This window comes from Burkholderia sp. BCC1972 (genome assembly GCF_905339605.1).
Taxonomy (GTDB): domain Bacteria; phylum Pseudomonadota; class Gammaproteobacteria; order Burkholderiales; family Burkholderiaceae; genus Burkholderia.
This window is the reverse complement of record NZ_CAJPGH010000037.1, coordinates 28,291-43,432: the sequence shown is the minus strand read 5'-3', so window position 1 is coordinate 43,432 and position 15,142 is coordinate 28,291. Positions and strand designations below refer to the sequence as shown.

At 69.8% G+C, this 15,142-nt stretch carries 18 protein-coding genes, 1 other RNA gene and 1 riboswitch; of the genes, 9 read left to right on the top strand and 10 right to left on the bottom strand.

The window, feature by feature from the left end; genetic code table 11:
• Nucleotides 1-68: 68 nt before the first annotated feature.
• From U5798_RS33865 to U5798_RS33855, 3 genes are all read right to left on the bottom strand, one after another.
• A complete protein-coding gene (locus U5798_RS33865) occupies nt 69-482 on the bottom strand; it encodes a DoxX family protein (protein ID WP_124456155.1) in 414 nt (137 codons plus the stop codon).
• Nucleotides 483-630: 148 nt separating this feature from the next.
• A complete protein-coding gene (locus U5798_RS33860) occupies nt 631-768 on the bottom strand; it encodes a hypothetical protein (protein ID WP_322084545.1) in 138 nt (45 codons plus the stop codon).
• Between the two features lie 82 nt (nt 769-850).
• Nucleotides 851-2,353, bottom strand: coding sequence for a cobyric acid synthase (locus tag U5798_RS33855; protein WP_322084544.1), 1,503 nt, complete (start codon nt 2,351-2,353; stop codon nt 851-853).
• Between the two features lie 74 nt (nt 2,354-2,427).
• On the opposite strand from U5798_RS33855, the gene cobU reads away from it, so the two are divergent.
• Genes cobU through U5798_RS33835 form a run of 4 tightly spaced genes read left to right on the top strand, consistent with a single transcriptional unit; the run spans nt 2,428 to nt 5,846 of the window.
• Complete coding sequence (gene cobU / locus U5798_RS33850) at nt 2,428-2,982, top strand: bifunctional adenosylcobinamide kinase/adenosylcobinamide-phosphate guanylyltransferase (RefSeq protein WP_124456157.1); 555 nt, start codon at nt 2,428-2,430, stop codon at nt 2,980-2,982.
• Nucleotides 2,976-3,920 carry an adenosylcobinamide-phosphate synthase CbiB gene (gene cbiB, locus U5798_RS33845; protein WP_322084543.1) on the top strand — a complete coding sequence of 315 codons (945 nt, stop codon included), beginning with the start codon at nt 2,976-2,978 and terminating at the stop codon, nt 3,918-3,920. The genes cobU and cbiB overlap by 7 nt, the downstream gene beginning before the upstream one ends.
• Nucleotides 3,913-4,932 carry a threonine-phosphate decarboxylase CobD gene (cobD, locus tag U5798_RS33840; protein ID WP_322084542.1) on the top strand — a complete coding sequence of 340 codons (1,020 nt, stop codon included), beginning with the start codon at nt 3,913-3,915 and terminating at the stop codon, nt 4,930-4,932. Before cbiB ends, cobD begins: the two co-directional genes overlap by 8 nt.
• Nucleotides 4,929-5,846, top strand: a complete 918-nt coding sequence (locus tag U5798_RS33835; RefSeq protein ID WP_322084541.1) for a cobalamin-binding protein — start codon at nt 4,929-4,931, stop codon at nt 5,844-5,846. The genes cobD and U5798_RS33835 overlap by 4 nt, the downstream gene beginning before the upstream one ends.
• Nucleotides 5,847-5,875: 29 nt before the next feature.
• On the opposite strand, the gene cobC is transcribed toward U5798_RS33835, so the two are convergent.
• The 5 genes from cobC to U5798_RS33810 form a co-directional block, all read right to left on the bottom strand.
• Entirely contained in the window at nt 5,876-6,460 is a 585-nt protein-coding gene (gene cobC / locus U5798_RS33830; protein ID WP_322084540.1) for an alpha-ribazole phosphatase, read from the bottom strand.
• On the bottom strand, nt 6,445-7,218 hold the full coding sequence (locus U5798_RS33825) for an adenosylcobinamide-GDP ribazoletransferase (RefSeq protein WP_322084539.1): 774 nt from the start codon (nt 7,216-7,218) through the stop codon (nt 6,445-6,447). The genes cobC and U5798_RS33825 overlap by 16 nt, the downstream gene beginning before the upstream one ends.
• The gene (gene cobT, locus U5798_RS33820) at nt 7,211-8,266 is read right to left on the bottom strand and encodes a nicotinate-nucleotide--dimethylbenzimidazole phosphoribosyltransferase (protein WP_322084538.1); all 1,056 of its coding nucleotides are present in this window, start codon (nt 8,264-8,266) and stop codon (nt 7,211-7,213) included. The genes U5798_RS33825 and cobT overlap by 8 nt, the downstream gene beginning before the upstream one ends.
• A 61-nt stretch (nt 8,267-8,327) precedes the next feature.
• Nucleotides 8,328-9,137 (bottom strand): ABC transporter ATP-binding protein, encoded by an 810-nt coding sequence (locus U5798_RS33815; protein WP_322084537.1) that lies wholly within the window; start codon nt 9,135-9,137, stop codon nt 8,328-8,330.
• Nucleotides 9,134-10,132: a FecCD family ABC transporter permease gene (locus U5798_RS33810; protein WP_260434987.1), complete on the bottom strand. Its 999-nt coding sequence runs from the start codon at nt 10,130-10,132 to the stop codon at nt 9,134-9,136. The genes U5798_RS33815 and U5798_RS33810 overlap by 4 nt, the downstream gene beginning before the upstream one ends.
• A gap of 158 nt (nt 10,133-10,290) precedes the next feature.
• Nucleotides 10,291-10,543: riboswitch (cobalamin riboswitch) on the bottom strand.
• Nucleotides 10,544-10,697: 154 nt separating this feature from the next.
• Between U5798_RS33810 and U5798_RS33805 the strand changes: the two genes are divergently transcribed.
• The 5 genes from U5798_RS33805 (at nt 10,698) to U5798_RS33785 (ending at nt 13,078) form a co-directional block, all read left to right on the top strand.
• Nucleotides 10,698-11,048 carry an ATPase gene (locus tag U5798_RS33805; RefSeq protein WP_124456166.1) on the top strand — a complete coding sequence of 117 codons (351 nt, stop codon included), beginning with the start codon at nt 10,698-10,700 and terminating at the stop codon, nt 11,046-11,048.
• Entirely contained in the window at nt 11,045-11,359 is a 315-nt protein-coding gene (locus U5798_RS33800) for a cell division protein ZapA (protein WP_006478091.1), read from the top strand. Before U5798_RS33805 ends, U5798_RS33800 begins: the two co-directional genes overlap by 4 nt.
• Before the next feature lie 81 nt (nt 11,360-11,440).
• Nucleotides 11,441-11,622: non-coding RNA, 6S RNA (ssrS, locus tag U5798_RS33795), on the top strand.
• A gap of 71 nt (nt 11,623-11,693) precedes the next feature.
• Entirely contained in the window at nt 11,694-12,155 is a 462-nt protein-coding gene (locus U5798_RS33790; RefSeq protein WP_322084536.1) for an EVE domain-containing protein, read from the top strand.
• Nucleotides 12,156-12,337: 182 nt separating this feature from the next.
• Complete coding sequence (locus U5798_RS33785) at nt 12,338-13,078, top strand: SIMPL domain-containing protein (RefSeq protein ID WP_034186272.1); 741 nt, start codon at nt 12,338-12,340, stop codon at nt 13,076-13,078.
• Between the two features lie 114 nt (nt 13,079-13,192).
• On the opposite strand, the gene lgt is transcribed toward U5798_RS33785, so the two are convergent.
• Together lgt and U5798_RS33775 are read right to left on the bottom strand one after the other, a co-directional pair.
• Entirely contained in the window at nt 13,193-14,083 is an 891-nt protein-coding gene (lgt, locus tag U5798_RS33780; RefSeq protein WP_124456168.1) for a prolipoprotein diacylglyceryl transferase, read from the bottom strand.
• A gap of 88 nt (nt 14,084-14,171) precedes the next feature.
• Complete coding sequence (locus U5798_RS33775; RefSeq protein WP_124456169.1) at nt 14,172-15,086, bottom strand: LysR substrate-binding domain-containing protein; 915 nt, start codon at nt 15,084-15,086, stop codon at nt 14,172-14,174.
• Between the last annotated feature and the right edge of the window lie 56 nt (nt 15,087-15,142).

The window sequence follows — 15,142 nt, the reverse complement described above, 5'->3', positions numbered from 1 at the left end:
CGATGATATCGGCAAACGGGGTGTCACCGGAACGGGTTGCGCCGATCCGCCCGCCGCTTTCGTCCGTCTTACACGCGCTGGACCGCGGCCGCCCGCGCGCCGATCGCGAATGCACCGCCGCCCAGCAGCGCCTGCACGGCGAGCGTGACGGCCCAGAACGCCGGATATTCCCAGCCGCCGTTCGGCGACGCGAAGCTCCAGCCATGCGGCAGATGCGCGGCGGTCGCGCCGAGCATGAACGGCAGCAGCACGAGCGCGGCGACGCGCACGCGGAAGCCCGCGAGCAGCGCGAGACCGCCCGCCAGTTCGACGAACGTCGTCAGGTACGCGAGCCAGCCCGGCAGGCCGATCGACACGAAAAATTGCGCGGTGCCGGGCAGCGTGAAGACAAACACCTTCTGCGCAACGTGCGCGAGGTACAGCACGCCGAGCGCGACACGCAGCAGCGTCGCGGCGAAATCATTCAGGCGATTGGCGTTCATGGCGGATTCCTTCGTGAGTGGATGAGAATGGCTCACACTCTATTCAAATCGATTTCGCCGATAAACACGCCAATCCGCTTTAACTGATTCCCACAAGGAATGAATAGAATCAAAAAAAGGGCATGACCGATCATGCCCTTGCGATACGTCAGTAGCCGCTCTTGCCTTGTGTGGCGTCGCCGGAGCCGGACTGGCCGCTCGGCGCGGACGAATCGCACGCGTGCGCCACCGCCGACACGCCCAGCAGCGCCGCGAGCAGCGCGCCCAACCACCATCGAGCCTTCATCGTCACCCTCCTCCGGGCGGACCACCGCCCTCCTCTGTTGTACGCGATCGGGCGAAAAATGCGAGGGCCGCCCGCGCGCACGTCAGCGAAATTCGGCGTACAGCGTGTCGAGGTCGAGATGGGCGGCGAACGTGTCGGCCAGCCGCTCGAGCGACGCCTCGCGCAGCGCCGGATAGTCGATGCGTTCCGCGCCGTCGAGCCCGGCCCACGCGAGCAGCGCCGCGCATGCGTCGGGCGCGTCGAACAGCCCGTGCACGTAGGTCGCGAGGATCTGGCCGTCGGCGGACACCGCACCATCGGCACGCGTGCCGCCCTGCGCACCATCGGCCGCCAGCATCAGCGCGGGTGCCGCGAGCGCGGGCCCGCGCGTGTCGCCCATGTGGATCTCGTAGCCGCGCACGGCGGCGGCGCCCGGCAGCGCGAGTTGCCCCGTCACGTTCTTCAGCGTCTTGTCAGGCTGCAGCGTCGTGTCGAAATCGAGCAGCGCGAGCCCCGGCACGCTGCCGGGCACGCCTTCGAGGCCGAGCGGATCGTCGAGCGTGCGGCCGAGCATCTGCATGCCGCCGCAGATGCCGATCACCTTGCCGCCGTAGCGCAGGTGGCGACGGATCACCGCATCCCAGCCCGCGTCGCGCAGCCACGCGAGGTCGCGCTGCACGCTCTTCGAACCGGGCAGGATCAGCAGGTCGGCGTCCGGCACGGGGCCGCTCTTCCAGTACGTGAATTCGACCTGCGGATGCGCGCGCAGCGGATCGAAATCCGTGTGGTTGCTGATGCGCGGCAGCGCGGGCACGACGACGCGCAACACGCCGGCGTCGGCGCGCGCGGCGGCGCTGCGCGCCTGCGCGGGCAACATGTCCTCGGCATCGAGCAGCAGCCCGTGCAGGTACGGCAGCACGCCGAACACGGGCTTGCCCGTCTGCGCGCGCAGCCAGTCGAGCCCCGGTTCGAGCAGCTTGATGTCGCCGCGGAAGCGATTGATCACGAAACCGCGCACGCGTGCGCGTTCGCTGTCCGACAGGCACGCGAGCGTGCCGACCAGGTGCGCGAACACGCCGCCGCGGTCGATGTCGGCGACGAGCACGACCGGACAGTCGACGCGCTCGGCGAAGCCCATGTTGGCGATGTCGCCTTCGCGCAGGTTGATCTCGGCCGGGCTGCCGGCGCCTTCGACGATCACCGTGTCGTAGCCGGCGCGCAGGCGTGCGTACGACTCGAGCACCGCATCGAACGCGACCGGCTTGTAGTCGTGATACGCGCGCGCATCGAGGTTCATGCGCGCCTTGCCGTGAATGATCACCTGCGCGCCGCGATCGCTCGTCGGCTTCAGCAGCACGGGGTTGAAATCCGTATGCGGCGCGACGCCCGCAGCCAGCGCCTGCAGCGCCTGTGCGCGGCCGATCTCGCCGCCGTCGGCCGTCACCGCGCTGTTGAGCGCCATGTTTTGCGGCTTGAACGGTGCCACGCGCGCGCCGGCACGACGCGCGAGGCGGCACAGGCCCGCGACGAGCGTGCTCTTGCCCGCGTCGGACGTCGTGCCCTGGATCATCAGCGTGCCGCGCGGCCGCGGCTCGGGTGCATTCATCGTGTGAAGGTCGTTGCGAAGCGAAGGCCGCATTATCGCCCGCGACAGGCCGCCCGCGCCGTTACAATCACGCGATGATTCCGCACGACCTCACCTTCGTCCTCGGCGGCGCGCGCTCGGGCAAGAGCGCCCATGCCGAGCGGCTCGCCGCCGCCAGCGGCCGCCCCGTCACCTACATCGCGACCGCGACCGCCGCCGATGCCGAATTCGCGCAGCGCATCGCGCATCATCGCGCGCGGCGGCCGGCCGACTGGGGCTTCGCCGACGCCCCCGTCGACCTCGCCGGCACGCTCGCGCGGCTCGACGATCCGCACGCATGCCTGCTCGTCGACTGCCTGACGCTGTGGCTCACGAACCTGCTGTGCCCGGCCGACGGCGAACCGCTCGACGATGCGCAGTACGCGGCCCAGGTCGACCGTCTCGAGCACGCATTGCGCGGCGCACGCGCGAAAGTGATCGTCGTCAGCAACGAGATCGGCCTCGGCGTCGTGCCGCTCGGGTCGGTCACGCGCCGCTACGTCGACGAGCTCGGACGCCTGAACCAGCGCGTCGCCGCGCTCGCGACGCGCGTGACGCTGCTCGTCGCGGGGCTGCCGCTCGACCTCAAGGCCGGAGCGCCGTCATGCTGATGCTGTCGCTGCCCGTCGTCGCGATGCTCGCGGTCGCGGCCGCGATCGTCGACCGCGCGATCGGCGAGCCGGCCGGCTGGCATCCGCTCGTCGCGTTCGGCCGCCTCGCCGCACGCATCGAAGCCGCGCTGAACACGGGCCGGCGCGGCCGCATGGTCGGCGTCGCCGCGTGGCTCGCGGCCGTCGTGCCGCCGGTGGCCGTCGCGGCGTGGCTCGTCACCGTGCTGCCGTGGCCGCTCGCGGCGGCACTGCACGTCGCGCTGCTGTGGTTCGCGCTCGGCGCGAAGAGCCTCGCCGACCATGTCGCGCCGATCGCCGCCGCGCTGCTGCGGCACGACCTCGCGGCTGCGCGCACGCTGACCGCGCGCATCGTGTCCCGCGATACGAGCGACGCCGACGAAGGCGCGCTGTCGCGCGCGGCCGTCGAATCCGCGCTCGAAAACGGCAACGATGCGATCTTCGGCGCGCTGTTCTGGTTCGTCGTCGCGGGCGGTCCCGGCGCGCTGCTGTTCCGGCTTGCGAACACGCTCGACGCGATGTGGGGTTACCGCACGCCGCGCTTCCTGACCTTCGGCTGGGCCGCCGCGCGTCTCGACGATGCGTTGAACTGGCTGCCCGCGCGCCTCACGGCCGCAAGCTACGCACTGCTCGGCGATACCGCCTCCGCGTGGCGCTGCTGGCGCACGCAGGCTCGTCACTGGGACAGCCCGAACGCGGGGCCCGTGATGGCAGCAGGCGCCGGCAGCCTGAACGTGCAGCTCGGCGGCCCGGCCGTCTATCACGGCGAGATCGAGGATCGTCCGGCGCTCGGTACCGGCGCGTCTGCCACCGCCCTCCACATCGTCGCCGCGCTGTCGCTCGTCACGCGCACGCTTGCCCTGTGGCTCGCGCTGCTGGTCGCGAGCGGCGCACTCGCCATGGCCACCCATCATGTCTGATACACGCATCGCGCACGGCGGCAACCTGCATGAAGCCGCCCGCCGCCACGGCATTCCGTACGACGCGTGGCTCGACCTGTCGACCGGAATCAATCCGGTCGGCTATCCGGTGCCGCCCGTCCCGGCCGACGCGTGGCGCCGGCTGCCCGACGACGGCGACGGCCTCGCGGCCTGCGCCGCGCAGTACTACCACGCGCCCGATCCCGCCCACGTGTTGCCGGTTGCCGGCAGCCAGGCCGCGATCCGCGCATTGCCCGCGCTGCTGCCGGCCGGCGACGCCGGCGTCGCGACGCTCGCGTACGGTGAATACGCGCCCGCCTTCGCGCGCCACGGCCATCGCGTCGTGCCGCTCGACATCGGTGCCGATACGCTGCCGGCGACGCTGCGTCACGTCATCGTCGGGAATCCGAACAACCCGACCGCCGAGTTCGTGCCGGCCGGGCGCCTGCTCGGCTGGCATGCGCAGCTCGCGGCACGCGGCGGCACGCTGATCGTCGACGAGGCGTTCGCCGATACGGGCGCATCGCAGTCGCTCGCGCCGCAGGTCGATCGCCCGGGGCTCGTCGTGCTGCGCTCGGTCGGCAAGTTCTACGGGCTCGCCGGCATCCGCGCGGGCTTCGTGCTCGCGAGCCCCGACCGGATCGCCGCGTTGCGCGACTTACTTGGCGCGTGGACGGTCGGCGGTCCCGCACGTCACGCGGTGACCGCGGCGTTCGCCGATCGCGCGTGGCAGGCCGTCGCCCGCGAACGGCTCGCGGCCGACGGCGAACGTCTGGCGGCATTGCTGCGCGCGCACGGCTTCGCGGTTCGCGCGACGCCGCTCTTCAGCTGGACCGACGATCCGCGCGCCGCGGCGCTGCATGCGGCACTCGCGACGCACGGAATCTGGACGCGGCACTTCCCGACGCCGTCGAGCGTGCGCGTCGGCCTGCCGGGCAGCGAAGCCGAATGGCAGCGCCTCGGCGACGCGCTCGCGCACTGCGTGCCGCGGCTGCAACCGGCCTCCGCATGAAGCCGCGCACGTTTCGCCGGCTCGCGCCGGCCGCGATGGTGGCCGTGCTCGCTCACGCGCCGCTCGTGCGCGCCGACGTGTCGGCGCGCGACGACGCCGGCAATGCCGTCACGCTGCCTGCACCCGCGCAACGCGTGATCAGCCTCGCGCCACACGCGACCGAACTCGTCTACGCGGCCGGCGGCGGCGCGAAGCTCGTCGGCACCGTGACCTACAGCGACTATCCGCCCGCCGCGCAAGCGGTGCCGCGCGTCGGTGACAACAAGGCGCTCGACCTCGAACGTATCGCTGCGCTGAAACCCGACCTGATCGTCGTCTGGCGCCACGGCAACGCGGAGCGGCAGACCGACGCGCTGCGTGCGCTGCACATCCCGCTGTTCTTCAGTGCACCGAAGCATCTCGACGACGTGTCGTCGTCGCTGCGCCGGCTCGGCACGCTGCTCGGCACGCAGCCGGCGGCCGATGCGGCCGCGGCCGCCTATGCGCGCGATATCGCGGCGCTGCGCGCACGCTACGCGGCGCGCGCGCCCGTCACGATGTTCTTCCAGGTTTGGGACCGGCCGCTGACGACGCTCAACGGCACGCACCTGATCAACGAAGTGATCGAGCTGTGCGGCGGCCGCAACGTGTTTGCGTCGCTCAAGCCGCTCGCACCCACCGTCACCGACGAGGCCGTGCTCGCGGCAAATCCGGAAGCAATCGTGACGACCGGCGCCGGTGCGACGCGTTCGAACGAACCGCTGCCGAGCCTGGCGCGCTGGCACGCGTGGCCCGCGCTGACGGCCGTGACGCGCAACAACCTGTTCGCGATCGACGGCGACCTGCTGACGCGGCCGTCGCCGCGGATCGCACAGGGCGCGGCGGCGCTGTGCGAGGATCTCGATGCCGCGCGTGCGCGGCGGCCGGCGCGCTGATTCACGCGCCGCTGGCGCATGGCGCGCGCCTACGCGTCCCAGTGCATGACTTCCCATGCTCGCGCGTCGTGGTCCGCGCGCAGCCAGACCACGCCGCTCGTCGGCACCGGCCGTGACAGCAGCGTTTCGAGCGGGACACGCAATACTTGCGACGCGAACGCGCGAATCACGCCCCCATGCGTGACGACCCATTGCGATTCGTCGAACTGCGCAATCGCATCGGCCTGCCGTGCGACCCGCTCGACGAACTGTGCAACGCTTTCGCCGCCATGTGCGCACGCATGCATCAGGTCGGCGGCCCACGCATCGAGTGCCGCGCGGTCGATGTCGTCCCAGCGCTGCATTTCCCACGCGCCGAAGTCCATTTCCTGCCAGTCGGCATCGCACCGCAACGGCACATCGAATGCCTGCGCGAGCCGTTCGGCAACCGACAGGCAGCGCGTCGACGGGCTCGTCAGGACCTGTACGGGCAACGGCACGCCGAGTGCCGACAGATGCGCACGCACGGCCTGCACGCCGGCATCGGCCGGCGCGGCGAGCGGCACGTCGCTGCGACCGTAGCAGATGCCCGGCTCGACACCGACGGCCGGATGACGGATCAGGACGACGTCCATCCGAGCACCACGAGATAGATCGCCAGTTCGCACAGTTGCTGCGCGAAGCCGAGACAGTCGCCCGTATAACCGCCGATCCGCTTCACGAAATAGCGGGCGGCCCACACGCGCACGAGCACGAGCGCCACGCACGTAGCGATGCCCATGCGCCAGTCGGGCCAGAACAGCCAGGGCAATCCGAATGCGGCCGCGACGCCCGCCGCGCGACCGCCCATCCGCTGCGCGACCGGCTTCGCCTTGCCTTCGGGCCGCACGTAGTCGAGCGTCATCAGCAGGCTCACGGCGGCCGCGCGGCTCGCCGCATGCGCGGCGATCATCGTCCATGCAGCGCGCAGCGGCAGCATCGACGCAAGCGCCTGCCATTTCAGGCCGAGCGTGATCACGAGCGCGACCGCGCCGAACGTGCCGATCCGCGAGTCGTGCATGATGCGCAGCACGTCGTCGCGCGTATAGCCGCCGCCGAACGCATCGCAACTGTCGGCGAGGCCGTCCTCGTGGAACGCGCCGGTCGCGAGCAGCGTCGCGGCCATCGACAGCCCGACCGCGATCGAAGGAGGCAACACGCGCAGCGCGACGAGATAGACGAGCGCGCCCCACGCGCCGACGCACGCGCCGACGAGCGGGAAATACCGCGCAGCCTGGTCGAGATCGCCGGCCGCGTAGCCGATCGAACGCGGCACCGGCACGCGCGTGAAATAGCCGAGCGCGACGAAGAAGTAGCGCAGTTCGGCGCCCGCGCCGCGCGCGCGGTCAGGCATCACGATCGTCGACGCCGGCGGATTCGAAGCTCGCCATCTCGCTGAGGAACGCCGCGGCCGCGCGCACCAGCGGCAGCGCGAGCGCCGCACCGGTGCCTTCGCCGAGCCGCAGGTCGAGCGCGAGCAGCGGCTTCGCGCCGAAATGCTCGAGCATGCGCCGGTGGCCGGCCTCGTGCGACGTATGCGAGAACACGCAGTAGTCGCGCACGCCGGGCGCGATGCGCTCGGCGACGAGCAGCGCGGCCGTCGCGATGAAGCCGTCGACGAGGATCGTCATCCGCTCGCTCGCGGCCGCGAGATACGCGCCCGTCATAATCGCGATCTCGAAGCCGCCGAACGTCGCGAGCACGTCGAGCGGCGCGATCGCGTGCGAGTGCTTGACGAGCGCACGGCCGAGCACCGCGCGCTTGTGCGCGAGGCCCTGGTCGTCGAGACCCGTGCCGCGCCCGACGCACGCGTCGATCGGCACGTCGAGCAGGCGGCTCATCAGGCACGCGGCCGACGACGTGTTCGCGATCCCCATCTCGCCGAACCCGATCACGTTCGTGCCGAGCGATGCATGCAGACGCACACGCGCCGCACCGGCGGCCAGCGCCGTCATCGCCTCGTCGCGCGACATCGCCGGCTCCGCCGCGAAGTTGCGCGTGCCGCGCGCGACCGGCAGCGACACCAGCCGGTCGGACAGCGGCAACGGCGACGCGACGCCCGCATCGACGATCTCGAGCGTGCTCTGCGCGACGCCCGAGAACGCGTTGATTGCCGCGCCGCCGGCCAGGAAATTCGCGACCATCTGCGCGGTCACCGCCTGCGGATAGGGGCTCACGCCCTCGGCCGCGATTCCGTGGTCGCCGGCGAACACGATCGTCACCGGGCGCTGCACGACCGGCCGCTCGGTGTGCTGGATCAGGCCGATCTGCAGCGCGACCGCCTCGAGCTGGCCGAGGCTGCCGGGCGGCTTGGTCTTGTGGTCGATCACATGCTGCAGGCGTGTGCGCAGCGCGTCGTCGAGCGGCGCGATCGCGGGCGGGAAGTGGGTCGGAGTCGTCATCGGGGAGTCGTGTCGTGGGCGCGGCACGCGCCGCGCATCGAAGGAATCGGAACAGGATAGGTCATTGTCGCGCAGGCCACGCCGGCAGCAGCGCATCGCGGCCGTTCTCGCGGATCAGCACGAGCGGATAGCCGAATGCGTCGCTCGCGCGCTCGGGCGTCAGCACGTCGTGCACGGCGCCGGCCCATGCGCGGCCGCGACCGTCGAGCAGCAGTGCATGCGTGGCGAAACGACGCGCGAGATTCAGGTCGTGACACGAGAACAGCACCGTGCGCGGGCCCGTGCCGAGCCATGCAGTCAGCGCGGTCAGGCAGTCGATCTGGTGATGCAGGTCGAGATGCGCGAGCGGTTCGTCGAGCAGCATCAGCGGCGCATACTGGCACAGCGTCGCGGCCAGCGCGACCCGCTGCCGCTCGCCGCCCGACAGCGACAGCACGTCGCGCGACGCGAGTGCGGTCAGGTCGAACGTCGCGAGTGCATCGTGCGCGGCCGCGCGATCGCCGTCGCGCTCCCAGCCCCAGCCGCCGAGATACGGAAAGCGGTTGAGCAGCACCGTGTCGAACACCGTCGCGCTGAACGCGTCGTGCAGTTGCTGCGGCATCAGCGCGCGGCGCTGCGCGAGTTGCTCGGGGCGCCATGCGGCAAGCGGCCGGCCGTCGATCTCGACCTGTCCGCCGGCGGGCGGCTGCAGCCCCGCGAGCGTCGCGAGCAGCGTCGTCTTGCCCGCGCCGTTCGGCCCCGCGACACACCAGATCTCGCCGGGGCGGAAGGCCTGCGTGAACGCGGCGAGCAACGTGCGCGCGCCGGCCTTCAGCGTCAGGTCGACGGCCGCATAGCTCAGGTCGACGGCGTGCAGTGCGGCATCCGTCATCGCATCGGCCTCCTCAACAACATCCACAGGAACACCGGCACGCCGATCAACGCGGTCATCACGCCGACCGGCAACTGCGCGGGCGCGATCGCGGTGCGCGCGAGCAGGTCGGCCGCCATCACGCCGCCGCCGCCCGCGAGCATCGCGGCCGGCAGCAACATCCGCTGGTCGTTGCCGAACGCGAGCCGCAGCGCATGCGGCACGACGAGGCCGACGAAGCCGATCGTGCCGGCCGTCGTCACCGCGGCCGCGGCGGCCAGCGACGCGACGAGATAGATCCGCACGCGCACGCGCGCGACGGGCACGCCGAGCGCGTGCGCGGTCGCGTCGCCGCGCAGCAGCACGTTCAGTTGCGGCGCAGCCGGCAGCGCGACGCAGGCGGCCAGCAACAGCGCACCCCATGCGAACCACGGCGCCGTCACGCCGTTCAGGTCGCCCGTGAGCCAGAAGATGATGCCGCGCAGCCGCGCATCGGGTGCGAGCGACAGCAACAGCGTGACGAGCGCGCCCCACCCTGCCGCGATCACGACGCCCGTGAGCAGCAGGCGCGGCGACGCGTCGCGCGCATCGCCGCGCCACAGCTCGCGGCGCGCGAGGCCAAGCACGAGCGCGACCGAGACGAGCGAGCCGGCAAATGCCGACACGTCGACGAGCCACCACGCGCCACCGGCGATCATCGCGACGAGCGCGAAACCGGCCGCGCCGCCGGACACGCCGAGCACGTAGGGTTCCGCGAGCGGATTGCGCAGCAGCACCTGCAGCAGTGCGCCGGCCAGCGCGAGCAGCGCGCCGCACGCGAAGCCTGCCAGCGCACGCGGCAGGCGCAGTGTGCGGACGATATCGGCGAACAGCGCGTCGCCGCCATGCGGCACGAGCGATGCAAGCGCCTGCCACGGTGACATCGGCACGCTGCCGATCGACAGCGACGCGACGAACAGCAGCGCGACCACGGCGGCCAGCGCGGCCCAGATCGCGGCAGCGCGCGCGGCGCTCATGCCGTGCACGGCCGCGCGCATGACGCGCGGCGCGTCCGCTCGAGGTTGCCGGCCGGGCGTGACTGGGACGCCGAGCGGACGATTGGGGTCAGCATCGAAGAACATTCCGTGAAGCATTGCGCGCCCCGCCTCCCCGCAGGCCACGCGTCATGAAGCCCGTGCGGGCTTCCCGTCTCGGCCGGTATCCGGGCTGGCGGCGGTCCGGCTCGCCTTCCCGCGCGTGTCACGCGCAGTGGCCCGCGCCCGCATGCGACACCTGCATGCAAGACGCGCCCGAGCCGGCCTGCGTCAAGGGACGCGGCCGCTTACCGTTGCGGGGGCAGCGCAGGTTGGCACGCTCCCTGAGCGCGCGCCCTGCTTCCCGTTTAACCGCGCGTGCCACGCGCGAGCACCGAGGCGGCGCCAGTTTAGGAGCGGGTTGCGCGAGCGTCAAGGAAGCATCCGGACACGTGCGGGAAGCACCGATTCACGGCGAGAAGCAGGGGTGTTACGACTGGAAACGTTACAGATGTCGGATTGCGCGTTATTCCGCGCTAAAATGCTGGGTCTTTAGAGGACGCAGCAAATGCTCAACGAACTCGAAACCTTATCTCAAAATATTGGCCGTCTGATTTCGCTGAACAAGCGCTATCACGCGGAACGGCTCGCGCTCGAAGAGCAGGTCGCGCAATTGCGCACGGAAGCGGACACGGTCCGCGCGGAACTCGCGGAACTGCGCGACGAACGCAATGCGCTCGCGGCCGAGCGTGACACGCTGTCGGCAAAGATCGACGACGCCCAGGTGAAACTGAACGCGATTCTCGAAAAGCTGCCGCGCACGAAAAGCGCGGAGCAAGCCGACAACCAGCTCGACCTGCTGGATGCGCAGGCGCGTCCGGATGGCGATGACGCGGCCAGCCACGGAGAACATGCATGAGCACCAAGCAGATCGAAGTCTCGATTCTCGGTCAGCCCTATCGGCTCGCCTGTTCGGCCGAGACCGAAGCGGCGCTGCTCGAGGCAGTCGCGCGCGTCGACGCCGAAATGTCGAAAATCCGCTCGAACAGCTCGGTACGCGGCACCGATCGCATTGCGGTGATGGCTGCGCTGTCGCTCGCATCGGAATTGCTGCGGCTGCAAACGAGCGTGCGGCACGGTGAAGCATTTCCGGCGGAGGAAATCCGTCGTACAATGCACCAGATGAACGAACAGCTCGGCGCGGTGCTCGCACAGCACGAGACGCAGTAACGTTTTAATCGATGCGTCGATTCCCCTTGATCTCGGCGGTCAACGGTGGTCAAATTGGCGCATCGAATCACAGTTCAGTCAGCTTCCCTGCCTGGTTCGCCAAGGTCATATATTCCTTGAACCAATGCCATGTGCACGGTTGCGGAAATTTGTAGCACGGGCGCGCGCGTCACTCTGTCTGATGTACCCGAAGTGCTGCTAACTGCGACCAATTCTGAACCCCAGGTTCAGGATGCCGGCCTAGCGGCCAAGGCGGGGGCCTATCCAACGGCATCGGGCACGTCCCGGTGCCGTTTTCTTTTGTAGCAGCCTCTTTCTGCGTCGATCACGATCCATGCAATACTGGCTGATGAAGTCCGAACCGGACGAAGCAAGCATCGACGATCTCGCCAACGCCCCGCAGCGCTCGCTGCCGTGGACCGGCGTGCGCAACTATCAGGCGCGCAATTTCATGCGCGACACGATGAAGATCGGCGACGGCGTGCTGTTCTATCACTCGAGCTGCCCCGAGCCGGGCATCGCAGGCCTCGCGGAAGTGTCGTCGACACCCTACCCCGATCCCACGCAGTTCGATCCTGCAAGCCCCTATTACGACCCGAAATCGACGCAGGAAGCACCGCGCTGGTTGCTCGTCGACGTGCGCTACGTGAAAAAGTCGCCGCTCGTGCCGCTCGCCGCACTGCGCGAACACGACGAACTCGCCGACATGCGCGTGCTGGCCCGCGGCAACCGGCTGTCGATCACACCGGTTACGCGCGCCGAATGGCGCTTCATCACCGAGAAGCTGATGAAGTAGGCGCACGCCAAAGGTCAAATCTGGTCAGCACACGCGTGGCGACACGGAACTCGCGGGTCTTTTGCGCAGCCTAAGCAACCGCTGTCGACCGATCAGGCCGGCCGCCGTTTATTTCGTCGCGCGGTACGCCCGCGTCGTGCACGCGTGATCCGCGTGCGCGCCCTCGCACAAGGAGTCCAACAATGACCAAGAAATCCGCACTCGCGCTGTCGCTCGCCCTCGCCGCCGCCGTTCCCGTCGCGCTGACGCTCGCGTCGCCCGCCGCGCACGCGCAAACCGCGAACCCGCATTTCCCCGAGCCGGCCGGCGTGCTGTCGCTGTCGTCGCAGGCCAGCGCCGACGTGCCGCAGGACATCATCCACATCACGCTGTTCTACGAGCAGCAGGCCAAGGACCCGGGCAGCCTCACGGCGCAGCTGAACCAGCGCGCCGACGCGGCGCTGTCGCAGGCGAAGGGCGTGTCGGGCGTCACCGCGCATACGGGTGCGTTCTCCGTGTATCCGAGCACCGATCGCGACGGCAAGATTTCCGCGTGGCGCGGGCGTACCGAGGTGGCGCTCGAATCGCGCGATTTCGCCGCGGCGTCGAAGCTCGCGGGCCAGTTGTCGAACCTGATGCAGGTCGCGAACGTCGAGTTCTCGCTGTCGCCCGAAGCGCAGCGCACGGCCGAGCAGAAGCTCACGACCGAGGCGATCAAGTCGTTCCGCGCACGCGCCGACGAAGCCGCGAAGGCGTTCGGCTACAGCAGCTACACGATCCGCGACGTGAACGTCGGCAGCGGCCGCAACGTACAGCCGTACCCGCGCATGATGGCGATGGCCGCGGCGCCGATGGACAGCGCGAAGATGAGCGCACCGATCGCGGTCGAAGGCGGCAAGGCGACCGTGTCGGTCACCGTCAACGGCTCGGTGCAGATGAAGTAACGCGCCACGCGCGGCTTCTGTCTGAAACGAAAAACGCCGGCCCGAGGGCCGGCGTTTTTCATGGACGTGCGCGTTGTCGATGCGCGCATCGATTGCGCGCGCATCGATTTCGCGTCACGCGGCGGCGTTTGCCGTACGGCGGCGATATGCCCAGACCATCAGCGCGACACCTGCAAGGATCATCGGCAGCGACAGCCACTGCCCCATCGACAGGCCGAGCGCCAGCAGGCCGAGGAAGTCGTCGGGCTCGCGCGCGAACTCGACCGTGAAGCGTGCGAGGCCATAGCCGATCAGGAACAGCGCGGACACGGCGCCCATCGGCCGCGACTTGCGCGAGAAGAAGAACAGCGCGAAGAACAGCGCGATGCCTTCGAGCGCGATTTCATAGAGCTGCGAAGGATGGCGCGGCAGCATCTGGTATTGCATGAACACGTCGGCGAGATGCCACTTCTCGACAAGCTCGGGATGCTTCGGCAGCCACGCCGCATCGTCGCGCATCGCGCCCGGGAACAGCATCGCCCACGGTGCCGCCGGATCGGTCACGCGCCCCCACAGTTCGCCGTTGATGAAGTTGCCGAGCCGCCCGGCCGCGAGCCCCGTCGGCACCATCGGCGCGACGAAATCGGTGACCTGCAGCCAGTGGCGCTTGCGCTGCCACGCGAACAGCATCATCGCGAGCGTGACGCCGAGGAAGCCGCCATGAAACGACATGCCGCCTTCCCACACCTTGAACACGTCGAGCGGATGCGAGAAATAGAAATCGGCCTTGTAGAACAGCACGTAGCCGAGCCGGCCGCCCAGCACCGTGCCGAGCACGCCGTAGAACATCATGTCGTCGATGTCCTTCGCGGTCCAGCCCTGCGCCGCGACGTGCGGCAGCTTCAGGCGGATCCGGCCGACGACGATCGCCGCGATGAAGCCGACGAGATACATGAGGCCGTACCAGCGCACGGCCAGCGGCCCGAGATGGATCGCAACGGGGTCGAAATTCGGGTGAATGATCATGGATTAGCGAAGAAGTTTTCGAATGCGGTACGGCTGTCGCACTGCGCAGCACCGCGCATTGGACGGCACCGGTGCACCATCGTTCACGTCACGCGGCCAGGCCCTGCGCGCGCACGACGTCGATGAAGCCGGCCAGCACGGGGCTCACGTCGCCCGTGCGCCACACGAGGCCGGTCTCGACGACCGGCGCGGGACCGGCGAGCGGCCGGTAGACCACGCCGGTGCGCCGCAGGTTACGCAGCGATTGCGGCACCAGTGCGACGCCCATGCCGGCCGACACGAGGCTGACGATCGTCTGCATCTGGATCGCCTCCTGGCCGATGCGCGGGGTCTCCCCCGCCGCGCCGTAGCAGCCCGTAATGATGTCATAAAAGCCGGGCGCCAAACGGCGCGGAAAGATCACGAGCGGCAACGCGGCCACTTCGGCGAGATGCACGGGTGCGTCTTCGGGCGCATCGGACGCCGCAGCGGGCATCGCGACCACCAGCGGCTCGCGCACCACGGGCAGGTACGACAACCCGGCCGCATGGCGCGGCGGCACCGGCGGAATGACGAGCCCCGCGTCGATGCGGCCGGCGACGAGCTCGTCGATCTGCACGTCGCTCGTCGCCTCCGCGAGCTGCAGGCGCACTTGCGGGTAGCGTGCGCCGAACGCGCGCAGCAGCGACGGCAGCAGCCCGTAGTCGGCGGTCGATACGAACGCGAGCGACAGCGAGCCGGCCTCGCCGCGCGCGAGCCGCCGCGCGAGCGGCGGCAGCGCATCGGCCGACGCCAGCAGCCGGCGCACGTCGGGCAACAGCGCTGCACCGACAGCCGTCAGCGCCACCGAGCGCTTGGTGCGGACGAACAGTGCGACGCCGAGCGTGTCCTCGAGCGCGCGGATCGCCTGCGACAGCGGCGGCTGCGTCATCGACAGGCGTTCGGCCGCGCGGCCGAAATGGCGCTCGTCGGCGACGGCCATGAAATAGCGCCACTGGCGCAGGTCGGGTGTCGGATCGGCCATGCTCGTCTCATTCGAAAAACGACTTAATAAGCGACAAATAATATATTGGACATCCC

Coding starts and splice junctions, on each gene's coding strand:
- U5798_RS33865 (WP_124456155.1), bottom strand. CDS start 482: ATGAACGCCAATCGCCTGAATGATTTCGCCGCGACGCTGCTGCGTGTC.
- U5798_RS33860 (WP_322084545.1), bottom strand. CDS start 768: ATGAAGGCTCGATGGTGGTTGGGCGCGCTGCTCGCGGCGCTGCTGGGC.
- U5798_RS33855 (WP_322084544.1), bottom strand. CDS start 2,353: ATGAATGCACCCGAGCCGCGGCCGCGCGGCACGCTGATGATCCAGGGC.
- cobU (WP_124456157.1), top strand. CDS start 2,428: ATGATTCCGCACGACCTCACCTTCGTCCTCGGCGGCGCGCGCTCGGGC.
- cbiB (WP_322084543.1), top strand. CDS start 2,976: ATGCTGATGCTGTCGCTGCCCGTCGTCGCGATGCTCGCGGTCGCGGCC.
- cobD (WP_322084542.1), top strand. CDS start 3,913: ATGTCTGATACACGCATCGCGCACGGCGGCAACCTGCATGAAGCCGCC.
- U5798_RS33835 (WP_322084541.1), top strand. CDS start 4,929: ATGAAGCCGCGCACGTTTCGCCGGCTCGCGCCGGCCGCGATGGTGGCC.
- cobC (WP_322084540.1), bottom strand. CDS start 6,460: ATGGACGTCGTCCTGATCCGTCATCCGGCCGTCGGTGTCGAGCCGGGC.
- U5798_RS33825 (WP_322084539.1), bottom strand. CDS start 7,218: ATGCCTGACCGCGCGCGCGGCGCGGGCGCCGAACTGCGCTACTTCTTC.
- cobT (WP_322084538.1), bottom strand. CDS start 8,266: ATGACGACTCCGACCCACTTCCCGCCCGCGATCGCGCCGCTCGACGAC.
- U5798_RS33815 (WP_322084537.1), bottom strand. CDS start 9,137: ATGACGGATGCCGCACTGCACGCCGTCGACCTGAGCTATGCGGCCGTC.
- U5798_RS33810 (WP_260434987.1), bottom strand. CDS start 10,132: ATGAGCGCCGCGCGCGCTGCCGCGATCTGGGCCGCGCTGGCCGCCGTG.
- U5798_RS33805 (WP_124456166.1), top strand. CDS start 10,698: ATGCTCAACGAACTCGAAACCTTATCTCAAAATATTGGCCGTCTGATT.
- U5798_RS33800 (WP_006478091.1), top strand. CDS start 11,045: ATGAGCACCAAGCAGATCGAAGTCTCGATTCTCGGTCAGCCCTATCGG.
- U5798_RS33790 (WP_322084536.1), top strand. CDS start 11,694: ATGCAATACTGGCTGATGAAGTCCGAACCGGACGAAGCAAGCATCGAC.
- U5798_RS33785 (WP_034186272.1), top strand. CDS start 12,338: ATGACCAAGAAATCCGCACTCGCGCTGTCGCTCGCCCTCGCCGCCGCC.
- lgt (WP_124456168.1), bottom strand. CDS start 14,083: ATGATCATTCACCCGAATTTCGACCCCGTTGCGATCCATCTCGGGCCG.
- U5798_RS33775 (WP_124456169.1), bottom strand. CDS start 15,086: ATGGCCGATCCGACACCCGACCTGCGCCAGTGGCGCTATTTCATGGCC.